Origin of the sequence: Micromonospora craterilacus (genome assembly GCF_003236315.1) — a bacterium.
GTDB lineage: Bacteria > Actinomycetota > Actinomycetes > Mycobacteriales > Micromonosporaceae > Micromonospora > Micromonospora craterilacus.
Genome location: NZ_POTY01000011.1, coordinates 28150 through 50978, shown reverse-complemented (window position 1 = coordinate 50978; position 22829 = coordinate 28150). Strand labels below are relative to the sequence as shown.

Annotated in this window: 14 protein-coding genes; 6 read left to right on the top strand and 8 right to left on the bottom strand. The window is 71.2% G+C overall.

Annotated elements, in window-relative coordinates; genetic code table 11:
• Positions 1–125 precede the first annotated feature (125 nt).
• Positions 126–461: a hypothetical protein gene (locus C1I95_RS03720; RefSeq protein ID WP_438941278.1), complete on the top strand. Its 336-nt coding sequence runs from the start codon at positions 126–128 to the stop codon at positions 459–461.
• A gap of 73 nt (positions 462–534) precedes the next feature.
• On the opposite strand, the gene C1I95_RS03715 is transcribed toward C1I95_RS03720, so the two are convergent.
• From C1I95_RS03715 to C1I95_RS03705, 3 genes are all read right to left on the bottom strand, one after another.
• Entirely contained in the window at positions 535–1794 is a 1260-nt protein-coding gene (locus C1I95_RS03715) for an acetyl-CoA C-acetyltransferase (protein ID WP_111212338.1), read from the bottom strand.
• 115 nt (positions 1795–1909) lie between these two features.
• A complete protein-coding gene (locus C1I95_RS03710) occupies positions 1910–2713 on the bottom strand; it encodes an SGNH/GDSL hydrolase family protein (protein ID WP_111212337.1) in 804 nt (267 codons plus the stop codon).
• Positions 2710–3762: an SGNH/GDSL hydrolase family protein gene (locus tag C1I95_RS03705; RefSeq protein ID WP_111212336.1), complete on the bottom strand. Its 1053-nt coding sequence runs from the start codon at positions 3760–3762 to the stop codon at positions 2710–2712. The genes C1I95_RS03710 and C1I95_RS03705 overlap by 4 nt, the downstream gene beginning before the upstream one ends.
• Positions 3763–3901: 139 nt before the next feature.
• On the opposite strand from C1I95_RS03705, the gene C1I95_RS03700 reads away from it, so the two are divergent.
• The 3 genes from C1I95_RS03700 (at position 3902) to C1I95_RS03690 (ending at position 7249) form a co-directional block, all read left to right on the top strand.
• Positions 3902–4258: a YkvA family protein gene (locus tag C1I95_RS03700; protein ID WP_111212341.1), complete on the top strand. Its 357-nt coding sequence runs from the start codon at positions 3902–3904 to the stop codon at positions 4256–4258.
• 85 nt (positions 4259–4343) lie between these two features.
• Positions 4344–5714 (top strand): cystathionine beta-synthase, encoded by a 1371-nt coding sequence (locus C1I95_RS03695; protein WP_111212335.1) that lies wholly within the window; start codon positions 4344–4346, stop codon positions 5712–5714.
• A 584-nt stretch (positions 5715–6298) separates the two neighbouring features.
• Positions 6299–7249 (top strand): glycoside hydrolase family 11 protein, encoded by a 951-nt coding sequence (locus C1I95_RS03690; RefSeq protein ID WP_438941277.1) that lies wholly within the window; start codon positions 6299–6301, stop codon positions 7247–7249.
• A gap of 221 nt (positions 7250–7470) precedes the next feature.
• On the opposite strand, the gene C1I95_RS03685 is transcribed toward C1I95_RS03690, so the two are convergent.
• Complete coding sequence (locus C1I95_RS03685) at positions 7471–7980, bottom strand: GNAT family N-acetyltransferase (RefSeq protein ID WP_111212333.1); 510 nt, start codon at positions 7978–7980, stop codon at positions 7471–7473.
• Positions 7977–8906: a ribonuclease Z gene (locus tag C1I95_RS03680; RefSeq protein WP_111212340.1), complete on the bottom strand. Its 930-nt coding sequence runs from the start codon at positions 8904–8906 to the stop codon at positions 7977–7979. The genes C1I95_RS03685 and C1I95_RS03680 overlap by 4 nt, the downstream gene beginning before the upstream one ends.
• A gap of 476 nt (positions 8907–9382) precedes the next feature.
• On the opposite strand from C1I95_RS03680, the gene C1I95_RS03675 reads away from it, so the two are divergent.
• Complete coding sequence (locus C1I95_RS03675) at positions 9383–11092, top strand: alpha/beta hydrolase domain-containing protein (RefSeq protein ID WP_146605628.1); 1710 nt, start codon at positions 9383–9385, stop codon at positions 11090–11092.
• A 124-nt stretch (positions 11093–11216) separates the two neighbouring features.
• Here C1I95_RS03675 and C1I95_RS03670 read toward each other — a convergent pair whose 3' ends face one another.
• Genes C1I95_RS03670 through C1I95_RS03660 form a run of 3 tightly spaced genes read right to left on the bottom strand, consistent with a single transcriptional unit; the run spans position 11217 to position 16110 of the window.
• Positions 11217–12410: an osmoprotectant NAGGN system M42 family peptidase gene (locus C1I95_RS03670; protein ID WP_111212339.1), complete on the bottom strand. Its 1194-nt coding sequence runs from the start codon at positions 12408–12410 to the stop codon at positions 11217–11219.
• On the bottom strand, positions 12407–14323 hold the full coding sequence (gene ngg, locus C1I95_RS03665; protein WP_111212331.1) for an N-acetylglutaminylglutamine synthetase: 1917 nt from the start codon (positions 14321–14323) through the stop codon (positions 12407–12409). The genes C1I95_RS03670 and ngg overlap by 4 nt, the downstream gene beginning before the upstream one ends.
• Positions 14324–14325: 2 nt before the next feature.
• Positions 14326–16110: an N-acetylglutaminylglutamine amidotransferase gene (locus C1I95_RS03660; protein ID WP_111212330.1), complete on the bottom strand. Its 1785-nt coding sequence runs from the start codon at positions 16108–16110 to the stop codon at positions 14326–14328.
• A 451-nt stretch (positions 16111–16561) separates the two neighbouring features.
• On the opposite strand from C1I95_RS03660, the gene C1I95_RS03655 reads away from it, so the two are divergent.
• Positions 16562–22765 (top strand): RHS repeat-associated core domain-containing protein, encoded by a 6204-nt coding sequence (locus C1I95_RS03655; RefSeq protein WP_111212329.1) that lies wholly within the window; start codon positions 16562–16564, stop codon positions 22763–22765.
• The last annotated feature ends 64 nt before the right edge of the window (positions 22766–22829 follow it).

Below are 22829 nucleotides of genomic sequence, written 5' to 3'. Positions count from 1 at the left end.
CCCCGCCCCGCTCCGCCCCGTCGATCATGCGATTCTGGTCGCGGCATAACGGTCCAAAAGGGGTTTTTGGGCGACCGAAACTGCATGATCGACGGCGGCGGGGTGGCGGTGCGTAGAGTGCGGGCGTGGGTGGCGACGAGGTGCGGGGCGTGGAACTGGGGCGGGGAGTGGAACTGCTGGTGCGGCAGGTGGGGCACTGGCAGCAGCCGCGGTGGTCGGCCATCGCGTCGGCCGGCAACGTTTCCCGAGGGGATCTGGTGCACCGGCTGGTGCAGGAGATCGCCAACCTCACCGCCGACGCGGAGGGCGAGCCGCGGCGCAGCGTACCCCGGCTCGACAACGACCTGGCCCTGCCCGACCAGCTCCGGGTGGTCGCGACCGACCTGCTCGCCGCCGGCCCGCCCGACGAGGTCCTGGCCCGGGCCGCCACCGAGGTGGCCGCGACCCGGACCGCGCTCTAGGAGCGCCGACCCGAACCTGCTCGGAGCGCCGACCCGAACCTGGTGGCGGTGCCGGCCGGCCCGCCCAGATCGCTCAGCTGAGGCGTTCGAGGACCATCGCCATGCCCTGCCCGCCGCCGACGCACATGGTCTCCAGGCCGATGGTCTTGTCGTGCCACTGCAGGGCGTTGAGCAGCGTGCCGGTGATCCGGGCACCGGTCATGCCGAAGGGGTGGCCGACGGCGATCGCACCGCCCATCACGTTCAGCTTCTCCTCGGGGATGCCGAGCTGGCGGTACGACGGGATCACCTGGGCGGCGAACGCCTCGTTGATCTCGACGAGGTCGACGTCGTCGATGGTCATCCCGGCCCGCTTGAGCGCCTGCCGGCTCGCCTCCACCGGGCCGAGCCCCATGATCTCCGGCGACAACGCGGTGACGCCCGTGGAGACGATCCGGGCCAGCGGGGTGATCCCCAACTCCTCAGCCCGCTGGGCGCTCATCACGACCACGGCGGCGGCCCCGTCGTTGAGCGGGCAGCAGTTGCCGGCGGTGATCCGGCCGTCGGGGCGGAAGACCGGCTTCAGTGTGGAGACCGCCTCCAGGGTCACCCCCGGACGCGGACCGTCGTCGGCGCTCACCAGCGTGCCGTCCGGCGTGCTGACCGGGGTGATCTCGCGGGCCCAGAAGCCGTCGGCGATCGCCTTCTCGGCCAGGTTCTGGCTGCGTACGCCGAAGGCATCCATGTCGGCGCGGGTCACGTCGTACACCTGGGCGAGGTTCTCGGCGGTCTGCCCCATGGCCAGGTAGACGTTGGGCAGCGCCTCCTTCTCGCGCGGATCGGTCCAGACCGGTGCGCCGGCCTCGGCGCGGACCTTGGACCGCTCGCGTGCCTCGGCGAACCGGGGGTTCTCCCAGCGACCCACCACGGCCTGTGCCTCGGGCGGCAGGACGTCGGAGTTGCCCCGGGCGTACCGGGAGACGGCCTCGACCCCGGCGGAGACGAAGACGTCGCCCTCGCCGGCCCGGATCGCGTGCATCGCCATCCGGGTGGTCTGCAACGAGGAGGCGCAGTAGCGGGTGAGCGTGGCACCGGGCAGGCCGTCGAGGCCCATCAGTACGGCGACCACGCGGGCCATGTTGAAGCCCTGCTCGCCGCCGGGCAGGCCGCACCCGAGGTAGAGGTCGTCGATCTGCTGCGGATCGAGCTGGGGAACCTTGTCCAGGGCGGCACGCACGATGGTGGCGGCCAGGTCGTCCGGACGGAGGTCGCGGAGGGACCCCTTGTGGGCCCGGCCGATGGGGGAGCGGGCGGTGGCGACGATGACGGCGTCGCGGGACGACTCAATCGGCATGGGCCAACGTTAACGCCCCGGTAACTTGCGGCGGAAGTTGTCCGGCCGCCGGGAAATGTCACCCTCTGCCGCCCACCCGAACACCGAGTGCCGGCGCTCACCGCCGGCCGGAGAGTCAGCGTCGGGGGGTGACCGCTGCGGCGGCGGCCACCGCCGGCAGCAGGGCGTGGGCCCAGACCCGGTAGCCGTCGGCCGAGGGGTGGTAGCCGTCGTGGCAGAAGGTGCCGGCGTCGGCCCGGAACACCGGGCCCGTCTCGGTGGCCAGGTCGACCACTGTCCCGCCGGCGTCGAGCACCGCGCTCGTCTGGGCTCGACCGACCCGGCGACCGACCCAGCCGACCACCTGGCGCAGCGGCGGCGCGATCGCCCGTACCGCGCCGAGGTCCGGACAGGTGCCGACCACCACCTCGACGCCGGCCTGCCGCAAACGGTGCACGGCCGCGCCGAGGTACGCGGCGGCATCGGCCGGCCGCCGCAGGCTGGTGGCGTCGTTCGCACCGACCAGGATGACCGCCACGTCCGGCCGCTCGCCGAGCAACGCCCGGGCCACCTGAGTGGCCAGGTCGGTGGAGCGGGAACCGGAGACACCGACGCTGGACAGGTGCACCTGCCGCCCGGCCGGCCCCTCGGCGAGCAGCTCGGCCAGTTGCCCGCCGATGGTGTCGCCGAGGCGGTCCACCCCGACGCCGAGCGCGGAGGAATCGCCGAGCAGCACCAGGCGCACCGGCGGGGCGTCGGCCCGGCCGACGGTTGCCCGCAGCGCGAGGCCCAGCTCGGGCTGGGCGTACCGGCGGTTGCGGGCCATCACGGCCTGGCCGGCGAGCACGGCCGCGCCGCCGAGCGTGCCGGCGAGCAGGGAGACCGCCGCGGTGCGGGCCAACCGCGCCGCGGCCCGGGCACCAGGCGACAGGCTGGTCATGTGAGTCCCTCCACTGCGGGTGAGTCGATGGCGGAGGCGGACTGCGGCGCCGCGCCGACACCGAAGAGCCCCCGGCGGCGCAGCTGTGCCCAGCGGCCGGCCGGACCGCCCTCGCTGCCGCGGACCCGCGTACCGCTGACCTCCGTCCCCGGGTGCCGAGCCGCCTCCTGAGCGGCCTTCGGCAACGACCGTACGCCTTCCGCGCGCGTGAGCGTAGGCCTGCGTTCGGCGCCGTACCCCAAGGCGGACAGCACCGTGGGCAGCAGGGCGGCGGCGGCCGCGGCGTAGCCCTCGGCCGAGGGGTGGAACCGGTCCCAGGCGAACATCCGCCCGGGCTCCGCGGCGAACCGTGGACCGAGCAGGTCGCCGAGGGAGACCGTCCAGCCACCGGCCGAGACGACGGCGATGGTCTGGGCGGCGGCGAGCTGCCGGCTCCACCGGCGGGCCAGCCACCGCAGCGGCGGCTGGATGGGGCGGATCGCGCCCAGGTCGGGGCAGGTGCCGACGACCACCTCCGCGCCGGCCGCGCGTAGTGCGCGCACCCCTTCGACGAGGTAGCGGATGGCCAGGGCGGGCGGGGTGCGGTTGGTCACGTCGTTGGCGCCGATCAGGATGACCGCGACGTCGGGATCGCACTCAAGGGCCGCCTCGACCTGGAATCTGAGGCCGGCCGAGATGGCGCCCACCACGGCGAAGCGGTGCAGCCGGACGGGGCGCTGGAGCCGGCGGGACAGGCCGGTGGCCAGCAGCGCGCCGGGTGTCTCCCGGCGCCGGTGCACGCCGTACCCGGCGGCCGAGGAGTCGCCGAGGACGACCATGGTGACCGCGGGGCCGGGAAACTTCGCGCCGTAGACTCCGTCGCATCGTGGTGGCGGCGCCTCGGCCATCGGGATGATGCGCCGGGCCTGGCGGGCCTGTCCGAGGAGCACGCCCGTGGTCGCCGCTGCGGCCGCCACGGTGGCGCCCGTGCCGATCGCCGCCAGGCGGGCCACCCGCCAGGCGCGCTGCCAGCGTGGACGATCCGGTACGACGGAACCAGCCACCCCCATACCGCGACACTAGCGCGCCAATCCGACGGGCCGCTGTCGTCGTGACGGCACCCCGGTGCCTGGAAAACGACCGCTCTGGGTACTTGGATGGGCAGTGTTGCGTCGGTTCGTCACGCTGCACGTGGAGAGGAGCACGACGATGGCTAAGACGTTGAAGCGGGGTGCGGCGTTCGTGGCGCTGGCGCGGGCGCTGACGGCCGGTGCCCGCGGCGGCCCGACGATCGGCAAGCGGGTCGGCGCGCTGCCCCGGATGATCGCGGCCACCGCCCGAGGGCAGTACGACGGCGGCCTCCGGCTGGCCATGATGACGGCGGCGACGGCGTACATCGTCTCCCCGATCGACGCGGTCCCGGAAATGTTCCTCACCGTGTTCGGGCTGATCGACGACGCGGTGATGGTCACCTGGCTGGCCGGCGCGGTGCTCGCCGAGACCGAACGGTTCCTGGAGTGGGAGGCACGTCGCAGCTCCGTGATCCCCGGCCACGTGGTGCCCTGACCCGACGTACCCTGGGCGCGGGAATTTCACGGAATCACCCGCCCCGGCCTGCGGCGCCGGCGCCGGAGGAGAAGGGCACAACGCGGTGCAGTACTACGACAACGTCGTCGAGATGATCGGCAACACCCCGCTGGTGCGGCTGCGCAACGTCGCCGAGGGCATCCAGGCGACCGTTCTGGCGAAGGTGGAGTACCTCAACCCCGGCGGGTCGGTGAAGGACCGGATCGCGCTGCGCATGGTGGAGGACGCCGAGGCCGCCGGGATCCTCCGGCCGGGTGGCACCATCGTCGAGCCGACCAGCGGCAACACCGGCGTCGGGCTGGCCCTGGTGGCCCAGCTCAAGGGCTACAAGTGCGTCTTCGTCTGCCCGGACAAGGTCAGCCAGGACAAGCAGGACGTGCTGCGGGCGTACGGCGCGGAGGTGGTGGTCTGCCCGACCGCCGTCGCGCCGGAGGACCCCCGTTCGTACTACAACGTCTCCGACCGGCTGGCCCGGGAGATCCCCGGCGCCTGGAAGCCCAACCAGTACGCCAACCCGGCGAACCCGCGCTCGCACTACGAGACGACCGGTCCGGAGCTGTGGAAGCAGACCGAGGGCCGGATCACCCACTTCGTCGCCGGGGTGGGCACCGGCGGCACCATCTCCGGTATCGGGCGCTATCTGAAGGAGGCGTCGGACGGCAAGGTCAAGGTCATCGGCGCGGATCCGGAGGGCTCGGTCTACTCCGGCGGCACCGGTCGGCCGTACCTGGTCGAGGGCGTCGGCGAGGACTTCTGGCCGGAGACGTACGACCGGGGCCTGGCCGACGAGATCATCGAGGTCTCGGACAAGCAGTCCTTCGAGATGACCCGGCGGCTGGCCCGTGAGGAGGGGCTGCTGGTCGGCGGCTCCTGCGGCATGGCGGCGGTGGCGGCGCTGGAGGTGGCCCGCTCGGCCGGCCCGGACGACGTGGTCGTGGTGCTGCTGCCGGACGGTGGCCGGGGCTACCTCTCCAAGATCTTCAACGACAACTGGATGGCCCGCTACGGGTTCCTCGACAACTCCGGCTCCGAGCCGACGGTGGCCGAGGCGCTGGCCAGCAAGCCGGGTGGGCTGCCCGAGCTGGTGCACGTACACCCGACCGAGACGGTCCGCGACGCGGTCGACTACATGCGCGAGTACGGCGTCTCCCAGCTGCCGGTGCTCAAGGCCGAGCCGCCGGTGGTCACCGGCGAGGTGGCCGGCTCGATCGCCGAGAAGGACCTGCTGGACGCCTTGTTCACCGGCCAGGCCCAGCTGCACGACACCATCGAGCGGCACATGGCCGCGCCGCTGCCGATGATCGGTGGTGGCCAGCCGGTCAGCGAGGCGGTGAACCTGTTGGAGAAGTCCGACGCCGCGTTGGTGCTGATCGACGGCAAGCCCAAGGGCGTACTCACCCGCCAGGACCTGCTCGCCCACCTCGGCGCCCGCTGACCTACCGAGCGACGGCCGGGCGACCTCGCCCGGCCGTCGTCGTCTGCATCCCCGCCGGGTCGGGCCACGCCGTCACGCCGTGGTGCATCGGCGGTGCGCGTGGTGCACCATCGGTGCGCCGGAAGCCTCCGAAACTTTCGGTGTTTCCTGCTCGGGATCTTGGTTACCTCAACCCGGACTCCGATGACCCGCGCCCGAGGATTCGTCAGGCAGACGTGGCCAAATAGCCAGGCTTGACGACAATAAGCGGCGGCCGGTTGTTACGACCAGGCTTCCGTGGAGTTTCCGGAAGTTGTTGACAGTGCGACTGGGTCGGACCAATACTGTCGCCATCGAAGCAGCTCGATAACTGCTCGATGGCCACCCCACCGCGACCCATTCCTCCGGTCGTGCCGGAAAGGACGACCGGTCCCACCACCACCGCGTAGTGCGATGCCGGCAACGTCCGGCGGCTGGCACCTGGCCACCGGAACCTCGCCGGGTCGTACGCGCTGCTGGCCCCCCGCCAGCCGTCAGGAGGAGGAAGCCCGCACATGAACAACATCCCCGCCCAACCGACAAGCCGCAGGCGCAGGCGTCTCCGGATGCTGATCGCCGGCGCCTGCGCCGCGGTGCTGGTGACGACCGGTGTCGCCGCGATCGGATCCAGCCCCGCCTACGCCCAGACGGTGACCTCGAACTCCGAAGGAAACCACAACGGCTACTTCTATTCCTTCTGGAAAGACAGTGGCAATGTCTCCATGACCATGGGCAACGGCGGCCAGTACAGCGTCCAGTGGAGCAACGTCAACAACTTCGTCGCCGGCAAGGGCTGGAATCCCGGCACGCGTCGGGCCGTGACCTACTCGGGCACCTTCAGCCCGAACGGCAACTCGTACCTGACCCTCTACGGGTGGACGAGGAGCCCGCTCGTCGAGTACTACATCGTCGACAGCTGGGGCAGTTGGCGTCCCCCGGGTGCGAATTCCATGGGCACGGTCAACACCGACGGCGGCACGTACGACATCTACCGCACGCAGCGGGTGAACCAGCCCTCCATCGACGGCACCGCGACCTTCTACCAGTACTGGAGCGTCCGGACGTCGAAGCGGGTGGGCGGCACCATCACCGCGGGCAACCACTTCGACGCGTGGGCCAGCCGCGGCATGAACCTCGGCAACCACTACTACCAGATCATGGCCACCGAGGGATATCAGAGCAGCGGAAGCTCCAACATCACGGTGGGCAGCAGCGGAGGTGGCTCCAACCCCACCACGCCGCCGCCGGGTAGCGGTGGCTGCACGGTCAGCGTCAACCGCGCCGAAGATTGGAACGACCGCTTCAACGTGACCTTCTCGGTCAGCGGCACCAACAACTGGGTCGTCAGCATCCGTACGAACGGCAGCCAGAGCCTGCAGAACAGCTGGAACGCTTCGGTCAGCGGCAGCAGCGGCACTCTCACGGCGCGCCCGAACGGTAACGGCAACAACTTCGGTATCACCCTGTACAAGAACGGCAACAACACCACACCCACCGCGACCTGCGCGACCGGCTGACCGGACCCGCAGAGTAGGGATGCCGGCCTCGTCCGGCATCCCTACTCTCGCGACAAGGGGCCTCGACGCACAGTGCGCGCACCAGCGCGGCAAACTGTCCGCCCATCCCGCGAACCTTGTGATGATCACGCTCGATCTCGGATCGAGTGGCATCAGCGGGCGGAGGAAGCCACTGGATCCCGGATTGAGCATGATTCCGGATCCAATGCGCGCCGGGCGGGTCAGAGCGGGCGGGCGTAGCGCAGTTGCGGAGTCTGCGCGGTGCCGATCACGTCGACACGTTCCACGCCGGTCGGCGACCAGCCGCCGCGCTCGTAGAAGCCGCGGGCGACGTTGTTCTCGCGCAGTACCCAGAGCGCCGCGCGACGCCAGCCTCGCGCCCGCATGGCGGCCAGCGCGTCGACCATCAGTGCCCGGCCGATGCCCCGACCGCGCTCGGCCGGGGCCAGGTGAATAGCGCAGAGCAGCCCAGTGTCCGGTTCGTCCTCGTCGTCCGGGCCGAGGTAGCTGAACCCGGCCAGGGCGTCGCCCCGCACGGCCAGGATCATCCGATGGCTGTCGCGCTCCCAGGACCACCGCTCCGCCCAGTAGGCGCCCATGGCCTCCGGGGTCGGGTTGGCCAGCGCCTCCGGCGGCAGGAACGACGAGTACGCGGCGACCCGGGACCGCTGGTGGAGCTGCCCCACCGCCATCAGGTCGCCGGCGGTCGCGGAACGCAGCGTGACGGTCACCCGGCCGAGGGTACCCGCCGGGGCGGGACCTGCACCGTGGTCAGGTCCTCGGCGATCACCAGTTCGCCGTCGAAGTGCCGGCGGGCCTCCTCGGCGAACCGGGCCGGGTCGGCGTACCGCTGGGAGAAGTGGGTGAGCACGAGCCGGCGTACCCCCGACTCGGCCGCCACCCGGGCGGCCTGGCCGGCCGTCAGGTGCCCGACCTCGGCGGCGAGCGCGGCCTCCGACTCCAGGAAGGTCGCCTCGATCACCAGCAGGTCGGCGTGCTCGGCCAGCGCGTACACCCCGTCGCAGAGGCCGGTGTCCATCACGAAGGCGAATCGTTGCCCCGGCCGGTGCACGCTCACCTCCTCCCGGGTGACCCGGCGCCCGCCGAGGTCGAGGTGGCCGACGCGCTGCAACTCGCCGACCGCCGGCCCGGCGATGCCGTACGCGGCCAGCTTCTCCGGCAGCATCCGGCACCCGTCCGGTTCCACCAGCCGATAGCCGTACGTGTCGATCGGGTGCCGAAGCCGGCGAGCCTCCAGCGTGCCGCAGCGCAGCGCGATCCGCTGCCCGTCCGCCTCGATCGGCGCCACGGCCAGCTCGGCGGTCTCGTGGAAGGAGCTGGCGTGCCGAAGTCGGGTGAAGTAGTCCGCACCGGCGGCGGGGAAGTGCACCGGCACCGGGTGCGGCACCCGGTCCAGGGACAGCCGCTGGATGATGCCGGGCAGGCCGAGGCAGTGGTCGCCGTGGAAGTGGGTGACGCAGATCCGGGTCAGGTCGGTGGCGGTGACCGTGGTGTGCAGCAGTTGCCGCTGGCTGCCCTCGCCCGGGTCGAAGAGGATCACCTCGTCGTCCCAGCGCAGCACGTACCCGTTGTGGTTCCGGACCCGGGTGGGGGCCTGGCTGGCCGTCCCGAGCACCACCAGCTCGCGCATGGACACAACGACCTCCAGGGCTGGCGCGGCCGGTCCGGCGTAGCCGGACATGAAGCGACCCCCGGGGCTTCCGCGCTGACGCGGGCCGACTGGACTGGGCCGGCACCCCGGGGGTCGGGTGGCTGTCGTGGTTTCGCCGCACCGCTGCCACACGGTCTCGACGATTCTTACTGTCCGCCCCCGCAGGGTCGGATCACTGTCGAGGACAGCGGCTAGCGGACAGCCACCTCACGAGTCCGATTGCTATACAAGTCTGGACCACCTCCTTTCCCGTGTACCGCCACGCTATCCAGTCGGCCCCGGCCGGGCAACGGATTTCGATCACAGGCACCATGGGTGACTTTCGTAGGAATCAGCAAAAGATGCGACGCTCGCGCCCTATCTTTCGCCTGATTCGACCGTTACGGTGTGCGGCAGAACGGTAACGGCCTCCCCACCGCCAACAGACGTCTCACCAGTCGCTCCCCATCGTGAGGTGAACCTTGTCTGTCCTGCCCACGTTCCGCCGACATGCCCCTCGGTTCCTGCTCGCACTGGGCCTGGCCGGCACGTTGACCGTGTCCCTCGCCCCGCCCGCCGCCGCCGTCGACCGCGGCCCGGGAGCAGCCCGTCCCTCCACTGCGACCGGTGAACGCGTCGCCGACCCGGTGGTCGCCGGGCCGATCGCCCGGACCTCCCAGGTCGGGCATCCCAGCCGTGGGTACCCGTTCCTCGCGACCGACCTCAACCTCGCCGCGCTCGGCTACGTCGAGCAGGAGTTCTTCATCTCGGGCACGGCGACCCGTTACGCGACGCGGGGTACCGACACGGCGGTGGTGACCAGCGCCGACCACCCGTACGCCACCCGGATCGTGGTCCGCCGGCCGCTCACCCCCAAGGCGTTCAACGGCGTGGTGATCGCCGAGTGGAACAACGTCAGCAACCAGTGGGACCAGGAGGTCGACTGGTTCCAGTCGCACGAGCACCTGATCCGGGAGGGGTACGCGTGGGTCGGCGTCTCCGCCCAGCGGGCCGGGCTGCACTCCCCGACGGGCCTGCTGGCCTGGAGCCCGACCCGCTACGGCACGTTGGACGTCACCGTGGGCGGGACGATCAACGACGACAGCCTCTCGTACGACATCTTCAGCCAGGCGGTGAAGGCGGTACGCAGCCCGACCGGCGTCGCCCCGCTCGGCCGACTGTCGCCCCAGTACGTGATCGCGACCGGTCACTCGCAGTCGGCCGGGCGCCTCGCGAACTACTACAACGGCGTTCAGCCGCTGGCCAACGTCGTCGACGGGGTCGTCCTGCACGGCGGCGGCGGGGTCCTGCGTACCGACCTCACCCGCCCGGTGTTCCGGATCAACTCCGAGGGGGACGTGTCCAGCGGGATCCTTCCCGCGGCGGCCCGGGCGCAGGCCGACTCGCCGGTCCTCCGCTCCTGGGAGGTGGCCGGCGCATCGCACGGGGACTGGAAGCTCATCACCGACTACGGCCCGTTGCGGAAGCGGGACATCGGCAGCTACCCCGGCGGATACCCGGGTGAGCCGCAGACCTGCGCGCTGCCGGCGCTGTCGCGGGTGCCGCAGCACATGGTGCAGAACGCGGTGTACGACCACACCGCCAACTGGATTGCCCACGGCGTGCAGCCGCCGATCGCGCCGAAGATCCAGATGACGGGCAACACCGTTGCCCGTGACGAACTCGGGCTCGCGCTCGGCGGCATCCGGCTCGCCCAGCACGAGGTGCCGCTGCGGATCAACAGCGGCAGCAACACCGGGCCGGGCTTCTGCTTCCTCGACGGCAGCTCGGTGCCGCTGTCCGACGCTCAGCTCGCCGCGCTCTACCCGACCGTGTCGTCGTACGTCGACGAGACCGTGGCGGTGACCATGGCCAACGTCCGTGCCGGCTACCTCCCGCGGGCGTTCACCCGTGACCCCGCCTGGTACTCCGACATCCGCGAACTCATCGGCGAGTACGTCGCCGCCGGCCGGATCACCGAGCGCGTCGGGGCGCAGCTCGAGGTCCGCCTCGGGCCTGCCGAGCGGGCGGGTGTCGACGGCCGCGATCGTCCCGCGATCGTCCTGCTGGGGCACCTGGCCGACAAGGCGGATGCCCTGATCACCGGTGACCCTGCGGCCCGGGACGCAGTGCTGCGCGTGACCGAGGCGCTCGTCGCGCTCCTCAACGAGGCGAAGGGGACGGACCGGTAAGGGTCGGCTGCGGGGTGCCGGCTGCCGGCCGGCGCCCCGCCAGCCACCGCCCGCAGCCCGTCGGACGGTGCGCCGCCGCGCCGGGCCGGCGGTGGGGCCGACCCGGCGCGCACGGGAGCGACGGTCAGGACGCCTGGGCGATACCGATCGGGCCCTCCCGGGGGCCGTCCGCGCTGGCCGGCTGGACCGCCAGCGACGGGAAGTCGGCCAGGTCGCCCTCCGGCTCGGCGTCCCACTCGGGGAACACCAGGTCGCTCTGTAGGTAGAGGCAGAGCAACTGGGCCAGGTGGCGCAGCCCGTCGAGGTGGGTGCGCTCGTGGCCGTGGGTGGCGTCTACGCCGAAGCCGAGCAGCGCCACCCGGGCATGCGCCCCCGCCTCCACCGCCGCCGCCACGTCCGAGCGGTAGTAGTCGAAGACGTCCCGGACCAGGTCCACGTCGTGCTCGCGGGCGATCGCCGCCAGGTTCCGGGTGAGGTGGTAGTCGAACGGCCCCACCCCGTCACCCATCGCCAGGGTGGCGGCATGCTCCCGGGACTGCTGCCCGGGCGCGACCACCGCCGCGTCCACCGAGACGATCTCGGCGACGTCCGGGTCGAGACCGTGCGACGCGCCGTGGCCGATCTCCTCGGTCACGGTGACCAGCAGGTGCGCGGTGACCACCGGCTTCACCCCCGCGTCGACCATCGCCTTCATCGCGGCGAGCACCGCGGCCACCCCGGCCTTGTCGTCCAGGTGCCGGGACTTGACGTACCCGCTGGGCGTGACCGTCGGGTTGGGCAGGAACGCCACGAAGTCGCCCGCGTCGATGCCGAGCGCCCGCAGGCCGGCGATGTCGTCCACCGGCTCGTCGACGCGTACCTCGACCTGCTCCCAGCCGATGCCCTGGAGATCGACCCCCTCGTTGTAGCGGTGCCCGCTGGCCTTGAGCGGCAGCACCTGGCCGGTGATCACTCGCTCCAGGTCATCGGTGAAGATCCGTACGTGGGCCCCCTCGGCGAACCGGGCGCTGTGCGTACCGATCGGCTTCAGCTCCAGCCGGCCGTTCTCCTTCAGCCGCTTGACCATCCCGCCGATGGTGTCGGTGTGCACCACGATCGCCCGGTCCGCCCCGGTCTCCCGAGGGCCGGGCAGGCAGGCGCTGAGCGCGCCCCGACGGGTCAGCGTGGACGGGATGCCGAGCGCGGAGAGCCGCTCGCCCACGTACTGCTGCACGTGGTCGGTGCGCCCGGACGGGCTCGGGATGTCCAGCAGCTCGACCAGCACCTGGCGCAGGTAGTCCAGGTCGATCGGCAGCGGAGTGGTCTTGCGTACGGTCATGCACCAGATGGTGCCGCACCCGCCGGGGTCCACAGCCGTTGCGGTGCCCGCGTCCCGGGGAAGAGCAGATCCACGAAACGCTCGGCCGTGGGCTGCGGTTCGTGGTTGGCCAGCCCGGGCCGCTCGTTGGCCTCGATGAAGACGTGGTCGGGTCGGTCCGGTGCCGGAACCAGCAGGTCGAGCCCGGTGACCGGGATGTCCAGCGCCCGGCTGGCGGCCACGCACGCCTCGGCGATCACCGGGTGCAGCTCGCCCGTGACGTCGTGGATGGTGCCGCCGGTGTGCAGGTTGGCGGTCCGCCGTACGGCGAGCACCTGCCCCTCGGGCAGCACGTCGGGCAGTTCGTACCCGGCCTCGGCGACCACGTCCCGGGTCATGTCGTCCAGCGGGATGCGGGACTCGCCACCGGTGGCGGCGGCCCGGCGGCGGCTCTGCCGCTCGATCAGCTCGGCGATGTCGTGCACGCCGTCGCCGGTGATCGAGGCGGGCCGGCGTACCGCGGCGGCCACCACCTCGTGGTCGATCACCACGACCCGCAGATCCTCCCCGGTGCACAGCTCTTCGAGCAGCACGTCGGGGCAGAACCGGGCGGCCAGTTCGACGGCGGCGGCCAGCGCCTCGGTGGTGCCGACCCCCACGGTGATGCCGTTGCCCTGCTCGCCACGCGCCGGCTTGACCACCAGCTGGCCCACCTCGGCCAGGAACTCCGCGTCGGCCGAGTCACCGGTGGCGGTACGCCCGCCCGGCACCGACAGGCCGGCCTCGGTCAGGATCCGGCGGGTGACCCGCTTGTCGTCGCAGCGGCTCATCGCCACCGCCGAGGTCAACTCGGACAGCGACTCCCGGGTGAGGATCGTCCGGCCGCCACTGGTCAGCCGCAGCTCGCCCCACTCCGGATCGGTCACCTCCACCCGGATGCCCCGCCGCATCGCCTCGTCGGCGACGATCTTGGCGTACGGGTTGAGCCCGTCGTAGCCGACCGGCATGGCCGGCAGGAACAGCCGCTCGTTGATCGGGTTCTTGCGCTTCACGCAGAGCGTGGCGGTGCGGTAGAAGCCGAGCCGCTCATAGAGCCGGATCGCCCCGGCGTTCTCGGCGAGCACGGACAGGTCGACGTACGCCCGGCCCCGGGCGACCAGCCGGGCGGCCAGCTCGGTGATCAGCGCCTGGCCGGTGCCGGGCGGCGCCTGGTTGAAGTCGACGGTCAGGCACCAGAGACTGGCCCCCCGGTCCGGGTCGTCGAAGACCGCCACGTGATCGACGCCGGTGATGGTGCCAACGATCTCGCCGGTCGTCGCCTCCGCAACCAGGTGCAGGAAGCGATCGGTGGCGGCGTTGTCGACCAGCACCTCGACCGGCGCGGTGACCATGCCGTTGGCCGCGTAGATCCGGTTGACCGCGTCTGCGTCGGCGGCGTCGCGCAGCCGGCGGATGCGTACCCCGGGCAGTTCCGGCCGGCCGTCGATCGGCGCCGGTGTGTCGGCGGTGCCGGCCTCCTCGGCGGTCCCGGTGGCCTGCCGCGGGCCGCCCCGGGTGTCGCCGAGCGGCAGCCGGTAGGTCAGCGACGGGTCGATGAACAGCTCGTCGGGCAGCCGGGAGACCAGTACGTGCGGGTCGCGCAGGTAGATGCAGATGTCCCGGGCGCCGGCCGCCTCGGAGCGCAGCACGTCGGCGACGGCGGCCTGGTCGGTGAAGGTCTGCCCGAAGACCAGCCGGCCCCAACCGCAGTCGAGGACGATCCCCTCGCCGCCGTTCGGGCGTTCGTCCTCCCCGGCGTCCGGACCGCCGCCCGCGGCGACCGGATCACCGCCCGGGGCGACCGGATCACCGCCCGGCCCGACCCGCTCGTACCGCCGTCCCGCGCCCCGACCCCGGTCGGTCCGGGCCACCCCCGTTGCCAGGGTGTCGGTCACGGTCAGTCGATTCCGTGGCTCTGGAGCCACATTTCCAGGAGTCCGAGTTGCCACAGCTTGTTTCCGTTCAACGGGGTCAGTTCGGCGTTGGGCGCGTCGAGCAGGGCGTTGACGTAATCGGCGCGGAACAGGTCGCGGCGGCGGGCCTCGGGCGCGGACAGCGCGTCGCGTACCCGGTCGAGGAGCTTGCCCTCCAGGTGGGTGAGGCCCGGCACCGGGAAGTAGCCCTTGGGTCGGTCGATCACCTCGTGCGGCAACACCCGGCGGCCGATCTCCTTGAGCACACCCTTGCCGCCCTGGGCCAGCTTCAGCTCCGGCGGGCAGGCGGCGGCCAGCTCCACGAACTCGTGATCCAGGAAGGGCACCCGGGCTTCCAGCCCGTGCGCCATGGTCATGTTGTCGACCCGCTTGACCGGGTCGTCGGTGAGCATGATCTGCGTGTCGAGGCGCAGGCCGGCGTCGACCGCGGTCTGCGCGCCGGGCCGGGCCAGGTGCCCGGCGACGAACGCCCGCGCCGGGTCGCCATCGGCGAGCCAGTCGGGGTTGAGCACCCGGGCCAGCCCGGCCGCGTCGCGGTCGAAGAACGCCTGGGCGTACGTGTCGAGGGCCTGCTCACGGTCGATCCGGTGCAGCGGCGGGTACCAGTGGTAGCCGGCCAGGATCTCGTCGGCGCCCTGGCCGGACTGCACCACCTTGACGTGCCGCGACACCTCCTGGCTGAGCAGGTAGAACGCCACGCAGTCGTGGCTGACCATGGGTTCGCTCATGGCCGCGACGGCGGCCTCCAGCGGGGGCACCAGATCCTGCGCGGCGACCCGGATCTGGTGGTGGTCGGTGTCGAAGGTCTTGGCGACCACGTCGGAGTAGCGGAACTCGTCGCCCTCCCGGCCGCCGACGGCGTCGAAGCCGATGGAGAAGGTGGACAGCCCGCGCTGCCCCTCACCGGCGAGTAGGGCGACCACCAGGCTGGAGTCCAGGCCGCCGGAGAGCAGCACGCCGACCGGCACGTCGGCGACCATCCGCCGACGTACGGCGGTGGTCAGCGACTCCAGCAGGGCATCCTGCCAGTCCTTCTCGGACCATCCGGTGTGCTCGGGCCGGCGGAGGAACGGTGGGTCCCAGTAGACCCGCTCATGGGTGCGACCGTCGGGCTCGTAGACCCGGACGGTCGCCGGTGGCAGCTTGGTGACGCCACGCAGGATGGTGCGGGGCGGCGGCACGATGCTGTGGAAGCTGAGGTAGTGGGCCAGCGCCACCGGGTCGATGGTGGTGTCCACGCCGCCACCGGCGAGCAGCGCGGGCAGCGTGCTGGCGAACCGCACCACGTCGGGCGACTCGGCGAGGTAGAGCGGCTTGATGCCGAGCCGGTCCCGGGCGAGCACCAGGCGGCCGGTGTCCCGCTCGCTGATCGCCACGGCGAACATGCCGACCAGGTGGTCGACGAAGTCGAGCCCCCACTCGGCGTACGCCTTGACGACGACCTCGCTGTCCCCGCTGGAGAAGAAGTGGTGGCCCTTGGCCTGCAACTCGGCGCGCAGCTCACGGTAGTTGTAGATGCAGCCGTTGAAGACGCCGGTCAGGCCGGCGGCGGAGTCCACGATGGGCTGGCCGCTGGCGGCCGACAGGTCAATGATTTTCAGCCGCCGGTGACCGAGGGCCACCGGCCCCTGGGCCCACACTCCGCTGCCGTCGGGCCCCCGGTCGCACATCGTGGTGGCCATCCGTTCCACCGTGGCGACGTCGGCACGCGTCGCGTCCCGTCGGAACTCTCCAGCCAGTCCGCACATGCCAGCCCATGCTGCCAGAGGTTGTTGCGATTCGCCTGTTGAGACTATGACGGTCGTGTAACAGCATTGCTAGAATCCCCGCCCCCGCGATCAAGTTGGCGAAACGGCACCGGGGATTCCGGGCGTTTCGTGTCGACGTCAGTGCGCTCGTACCGATCGGTGCCGCCCCCGCAATGTGACGAATGCCGCTATCCGGATCGCGGCCCGGTAGCCGGTAGGTGCGCGCGGTGTCCAGAGCGTCGCCGTTCGCCGCCTGGCAAGGGCCGAACGGTCGATCTTCCGTAGTGGATATAGGGATGTGTCGACGTCTCGCTGCTCATACGGTCTGACCACACGCTGTCACCACGGGGGAGGATCAGTGCGTAGTTCTACGACTATGCCTTCGCACGAACGAGAGTCAGGCCAGGCACGGCGCACAGCGCAGCGGTGGATAGGTGCCGGACTGGCTGTCGTGCTCGCCGCGACCATGGCGGACTGGGCCGTTGCCCGGCCGGCGCAGGCGGCGCCCCCGTCGGAGCCCGCGCCAGCACCGGCGGCACCGCAGACGCTGGAACGGCCGGACGAGGCCGCCGCGATTCACACGGCGCGGCTGACCGGCAAGAAGGTACGCATCGGCGAGATGACCTCCGAGACCTCGGAGTTCTGGGCGCTACCGGACGGTCGGGTGGAGGCAGAGGTCCACCTCGGTCCGGTACGGGTGCGCGACGATGCCGGCGAGTGGCAGGCGGTCGACTTCAACCTGGCCAAGCAGCCGGACGGTTCGGTCCGGGCGAAGGTCCACCCGAGCGGACTACGGCTCTCCGGCGCTGCCGGCTCCGGTGAGCACGACCTCGTCACGGTCGGCCGGGACAGCGACCAGCTCTCCCTGGGTTGGTCCGGAGAACTCCCGGAGCCGGAGGTGGACGGCGTCCGGGCCACCTATCCCGAGGTGCGCCCCGGGGTGGACCTGGTCGTCGAGGCGACCCGGACCGGTTTCGAGCAGTTCCTGGTGGTCAAGAACCGGGCCGCGGTCGCGCAGGTACGCAGCATCGCCCTGCCGCTGCGCGGCAAGGGCCTCAAGGCGGTGGCGGACGACCGGGGCGGCTTCGAGATCCGTGACGCCGCCGGCGAGACCGTCGGTGTGTCACCGGAACCGCTGATGTGGGACGCGCGGGTCGATGCGAAGTCCGGCGAGCGGCTGCGGCAGACCCGGGTCGGTAAGAAGGTCGGCGCGGCCAAGGCGGGCCGCCTGGCGGTGACCCTCACCCCGGACGAGGCGTGGTTGACCGACAAGGCGACCACCTTCCCGGTGACCATCGACCCCGCCGTGACGCTCAAGCCGAACTACGACGCGTTCGTGCAGGTCGGCTTCACCAGCGACCAGTCCGCGGCGACCGAGTTGAAGGTCGGCACCTATGACGGCGGCACGACGAAGGCTCGCTCGTTCCTCAGTTTCCACAGCATGGAGTGGCTGCAGGGCAAGCAGGTCCAGGCGGCGACGCTGTACCTGTGGAACCACCACTCCTGGTCGTGCACGGCGCGGCAGTGGGAGACCTGGCAGACCGGCTACGTCAACACCTCCGCCCGGTGGACGAACCAGCCGACGTGGGTGAAGCGGTTGGGCTACACCACCGCGACCAAGGGCTACAACTCCTCGTGCGCCGCCGGTCGGGTCAACGCGTCGGTCACGACCGCCTTCGCCGACCACGCCAACGGCGTCACCTGCTGTAGCACCGTCAACATCGGGCTGCGGGCCGCCTCGGAGACGGACAACTTCGGGTGGAAGAGGTTCCACTCGATGGAGGGCGCGAACGACCCGTACGTGACGCTGACCTACCAGACGCCGCCCACGGCCACGGCGCGGGCGACCGTGCCGTCGCTGCCGTGCGCGACGGGTACCAGCACGCCGTACGTGAACACGAAGACACCGCAGCTGCGGGCGCAGATCACCGACGCGGAGGGCTCGCAGGTGCGGGCCGAGTTCGAGTGGCTGACCGGCGGCGGCACCCGGATCGGCGGCACCACCGTCGGCCCCGGCGCCTCGGGTTCCTGGCTGGCGACCACGGTGCCGGCCGGAGCGTTCGCCGAGGGCGGCACCTACTCGTGGCGGGTCCGCGGCAACGACGGCAGCGCGAACGGCCCGTGGACCGGCTACTGCGCGATGATCATCGACACGGTGGAGCCGTCGGCGATGCCGACGGTGTCGTCGACGGCGTACCCGGCCGGTCAGTGGGCCGGTGCGGTGGGGACGGCGGGCAGCTTCACCTTCGGTGCCTCCGGCGTGAGCGACGTGGCGGCGTACGAGTACGGGCTCAACGTGAACCCGCCGAACCAGACGGTGAACGCGCCGAGCCTGGGGGCGAACGCGACGGTGTCGATCACGCCGACGGCGGATGGTCCGCAGACGTTGTACGTGCGGTCGCGGGACCGGGCGGGCAACCAGTCGGCGATCCGCAGCTACACGTTCAACGTCGGCTCCGGGGCGGTGACGGCACCGAAGGAAGGCGACCTCACCGCGGCGAAGACCGCGATCACCGGTATCGGCCAGGCGGCGGCGACCGGGGTGACGTACCAGTGGCGGCGTGGTGACGCCGACGCGTGGGTGAACATCCCGGCCGGGCACGTCACGGTCGCCGCCGGTGGCGGCGCGGTGACCTGGCCGCTCCCCACCACCGGCGGTGGCAACTTCGCCAAGTTGAACTGGGACGTCGAGGCCACCCTCGCCGCTGCGGACGCGGAGTCGATTCCGCGCAACGGTCCGTTGCAGCTGCGGGGCACGTTCACCGGCGGCACGGGCGGCACGTCCAGCGCGGTGAAGATCACGTTTGACCGGGATCAGGCGTCGGCGGCGTCCCAGGAGATCGGCCCGGGCTCGGTCAACCTGATCACCGGCAACTACAGCCTCTCGGACACCGACGTGTCGGTCGACTCGTACGGCAGCGACCTGACGGTGACCCGGTCGTACAACTCGCGGCGGGCCGGGCAGTCGGACGCGGCGAACATGTTCGGGCCCGGCTGGGTCTCCGGCACGGTGGTGGAGGAGGCGGAATCTCCCTACACGTCGCTGACCGTGTACGGGTCGCTGGTGCAGGTCGGGCTGCCGGAGGGCGACACGATCGGATTCACCAAGCGCACGGCGACCGCCTTCGACCCGGAAATCGGGATGGAGTTCCTGCGGCTGTCCTATGCCAGCGGCAGTGACTCGTACTCGTTGATCGACGAAGACGGCAACAACGTCACCTTCACGAGGGTGGCCGGCACGGCGGCGGGGAAATACTTCCCGACCTCGGTGATGGTGCCTGGCAACAACCAGACCACCACGTTGGGCTGGGAGAGGGCCACCGTCGCCGGCAAGGAGGTGGTCCGTCCGGTCCGGATGCTCGCGCCGGTGGCGGACGGGGTCAACTGCGCCACGCTGACCCGGGGCTGCCGCGCGCTGACCTTCACCTACGCCACCACGACGACCGCGACCGGCACGGCCGAGTCGGCGTGGGGTGACTACACCGGCCGGGTGAAGGAGATCGCGTTCACCGCCTGGGACCCGGACCTGCCGACCCCGGCCATGCGTGCCGTGCCGATTGCCCGGTACGCGTACGACAACGCCGGCCGGCTGCGCGCGACCTGGGACCCGAGGCTGGACTGGAACGACGCCGGCACCACGCGTCAGCTGCGGGAAACCTACGACTACACCACCGACGGGATCCTCAGCGCGGTCAAGCCGGTGGCGGAGGAGCCATGGCAGCTGAGCTACACCACCGTCCCGGGTGACCCGGGTGTTGGTCGGCTGCACAAGGTGACCCGCACCGCACTGAGCGCCGGCACCGCCACCCAGACGTTGGTCTACCAGGTGCCGGTCTCCGGTGCGGGTGCGCCGTACGACCTGTCGCCGACGCAGACCAACCGGTGGGCGCAGCCCGAGGCGCCCGTCGACGCGACCGCGGTCTTCCCGGCGAACCAGGTGCCCACCGGTAACCCGGCCACCGGAGCACTGCCCTCGTCGTACGAGCGGGCCACGGTCACCTACCTGGACGCCAACGCCCGGCAGGTCAACACCGCCACGCCGGGCGGGCACCTCAACGCCACCTGGTACGACCAGTTCGGCAACACCGTCCGCACGCTCACCGCCGGGAACCGGGCCCGCGCCCTCAACGCCAGTGCGTCTGACAACGCGGCGGCGGAGAGCATGCTGGCCCGCAGCCGATCCACGCTCAACATCTACTCCGCCGATGGGCAGCGACTCACCAGCACCCTCGAACCGGAACACGACGTGATGTTGGACAGCGGCGTGGTGGTGCGTGGGCGCAAGCACACGATGAACACCTACGACCAGGGTGCACCCAACACCGGCGGGCCGTACAACCTGATCACCAAGCAGGACGTCGGCGTGCGGATCTGGGACGCGGGCGGCGTGGAAAGCGACCACGACATCCGCACCAGCACCATCACCTACGACTGGGGCCTGCGCCAGCCGACCGCGGTGACCGTGGATCCGAGTGGTCTCGCCCTGACCACCCGCACCACCTACGACCCGATCACCGGCCTGGTCACCGCCACGACCACGCCGGCCGGCGGCACCAGCACCACCACCCCGGCCACCCGCCGGACCGTCTACTACCGAGCCACCTCCGGCTCCGGCTACCCCGAATGCGACCTGCGGCCGGAATGGGCGAACCTGCCCTGCCGGGTGCAGCCGGGCGGACAGGCGGCCTCCGGGCCGGAACTGCCGGTCACGGTGACCACCTACGACATGCACCAGCAGACCCGGGTGGTCACCGAGAAGACCAACGCCGCAACGCTGCGGACCACCACCACGACCTACGACAGCGCCGGCCGGGCGTACGAGATCAGCGTGGCCGCGGCGTCGGGGCTCGGCACGGCGGTACCGATCACCCGCAATGTCTACCAGCCGGCCACCGGGCGGCTGGTCCGTACCCAGCAGGTGGTCGGTGGGCTGGCGACCGCGCAGGTGGAGCAGGGCTACGACAGCCTCGGCCGGCAGACCTCCTACACCGACGCCGACGGGATCAGCTCCACGACCACGTACGACCTGCTCGGCCGGGTGGCGACCAGCAACGACGGCAAAGCCACCCGCACCTACACCTATGACGGCGGCACCGAACGACGCGGCCTACCCACCTCCGTCACCGACACCCAGGCCGGCACCTTCAGCGGCAGCTACGACGCCGACGGAAACCTGACCACGGAGACCTGGCCCAACGGCGTACAGGTCACCACCGCCACCGACGAGACCGGCAACCAGACTGGCCTCACCTACGTCAAGCCGGGCTGCGCCGTCGCCGACTGCACCCTCTACACCGAGTCAGTGGTCGAGTCGGCGCACGCCCAAGGGCGCGACCGGGCGTCCACTCTGTCGGGGCAGACCTACAGCTACGACAGGGCGGGCCGGCTCACCTCGGTCCGGGACACCATCGGCGGCCAGTGCACCACCCGGTCCTACGGGTTCAGCACCTCGTCGAATCGCACCTCCGTCACCGAGTACGCACCCGGCGGCGACGGTGCCTGCCAGAGCACGGCGGCGGCGGCGTCCCGGACCTGGACGTACGACACCGCCGACCGGGTGAACACCACCGGCTACACCTATGACGCCCTCGGCCGGACGACCACGGTGCCGGCGGTCGACAGCGCCAGTTCATCGAGCGGGAACGTGACGGTCACGTACCACTCGACCGATCTGGTCGACACGATCACGCAGGGCGGCCGGACCACCGACTACACCCTCGATGTGACCGGAGAGCGGATCCGCTCCTGGACCGACAACTCCACCGGCACCGCGGTGCAGTCGGTGCATCACTACGACGGCGACGGGGACAGCCCGTCGTGGACGCAGGAGACGGCCGAACTGTTCACCCGCCCGGTCACCGGCATCTCCGGGATGGCGGGCAGCTACGACAGCGAGAGTGGGCAGGTCGACTGGCAGATCGCCAACCTGCACGGCGATCTGGTCGCAGCGATCGACGGTGACGACGAGGGACTCTCCCGTACCAACGAAACCACCGAGTACGGCGTCCCACGCAACGCCGCCGATGTCGGTACCCAACGGTACGGCTGGCTCGGCGGCAAACAACGCGCCGCCGACACCCCGTCCGGCATCATCCTGATGGGGGTACGCCTCTACAACCCCGTCACCGGCCGATTCCTCCAGGTCGACCCCGTCTACGGCGGCAACGCCAACCCGTACGACTACTGCTCCGGCGACCCCCTCAACTGCTTCGACCTCGACGGCAAGATCAGTTGGGGCAAGATCTTCGACCGGACCGCGACGGTGCTGGCGGTGGCGGGACTGTTCGGATGTGGTGCCTGCGCAGCCGTCTCTGCTGCCATCTCCCTCGGTCGCGGCATCTACAAGGTGTCACGCGGGGACCGATCCGGGTGGTGGGATATCGCCGGCTCGGCCACCTTCGGCGCCGGAAAGGCATTCAAGTTCTACAACAAGGCACGAAAAGCGAAGGCAATCAGTCGCGCACCGAAGGGCGTGCCCGGAAAGGGTGCGGTCAACAAGCGAAAGAGGCAGAAGGCCGCCGCCGCGCACCGGGGTTTCCACCGGAGATACACCATGCGAGCTGATCGAATCGACCGAGGGTATAGTTCCTTCAACATTGCGAGAGGGACGTACGACGAGATTCGAAGCTATCGAAGGACGCGGCGGTTCTGGTGAAAAGCGCCGGTGGTGAGGGGGCGCGGCTCCCGCTTCCCCTCACCATGGCGGGCTGGGTTGCGCG

Coding starts and splice junctions, on each gene's coding strand:
- C1I95_RS03715 (WP_111212338.1), bottom strand. CDS start 1,794: ATGCCGATTGAGTCGTCCCGCGACGCCGTCATCGTCGCCACCGCCCGC.
- C1I95_RS03710 (WP_111212337.1), bottom strand. CDS start 2,713: ATGACCAGCCTGTCGCCTGGTGCCCGGGCCGCGGCGCGGTTGGCCCGC.
- C1I95_RS03705 (WP_111212336.1), bottom strand. CDS start 3,762: ATGGGGGTGGCTGGTTCCGTCGTACCGGATCGTCCACGCTGGCAGCGC.
- C1I95_RS03700 (WP_111212341.1), top strand. CDS start 3,902: ATGGCTAAGACGTTGAAGCGGGGTGCGGCGTTCGTGGCGCTGGCGCGG.
- C1I95_RS03690 (WP_438941277.1), top strand. CDS start 6,299: ATGCTGATCGCCGGCGCCTGCGCCGCGGTGCTGGTGACGACCGGTGTC.
- C1I95_RS03670 (WP_111212339.1), bottom strand. CDS start 12,410: ATGACCGTACGCAAGACCACTCCGCTGCCGATCGACCTGGACTACCTG.
- C1I95_RS03660 (WP_111212330.1), bottom strand. CDS start 16,110: ATGTGCGGACTGGCTGGAGAGTTCCGACGGGACGCGACGCGTGCCGAC.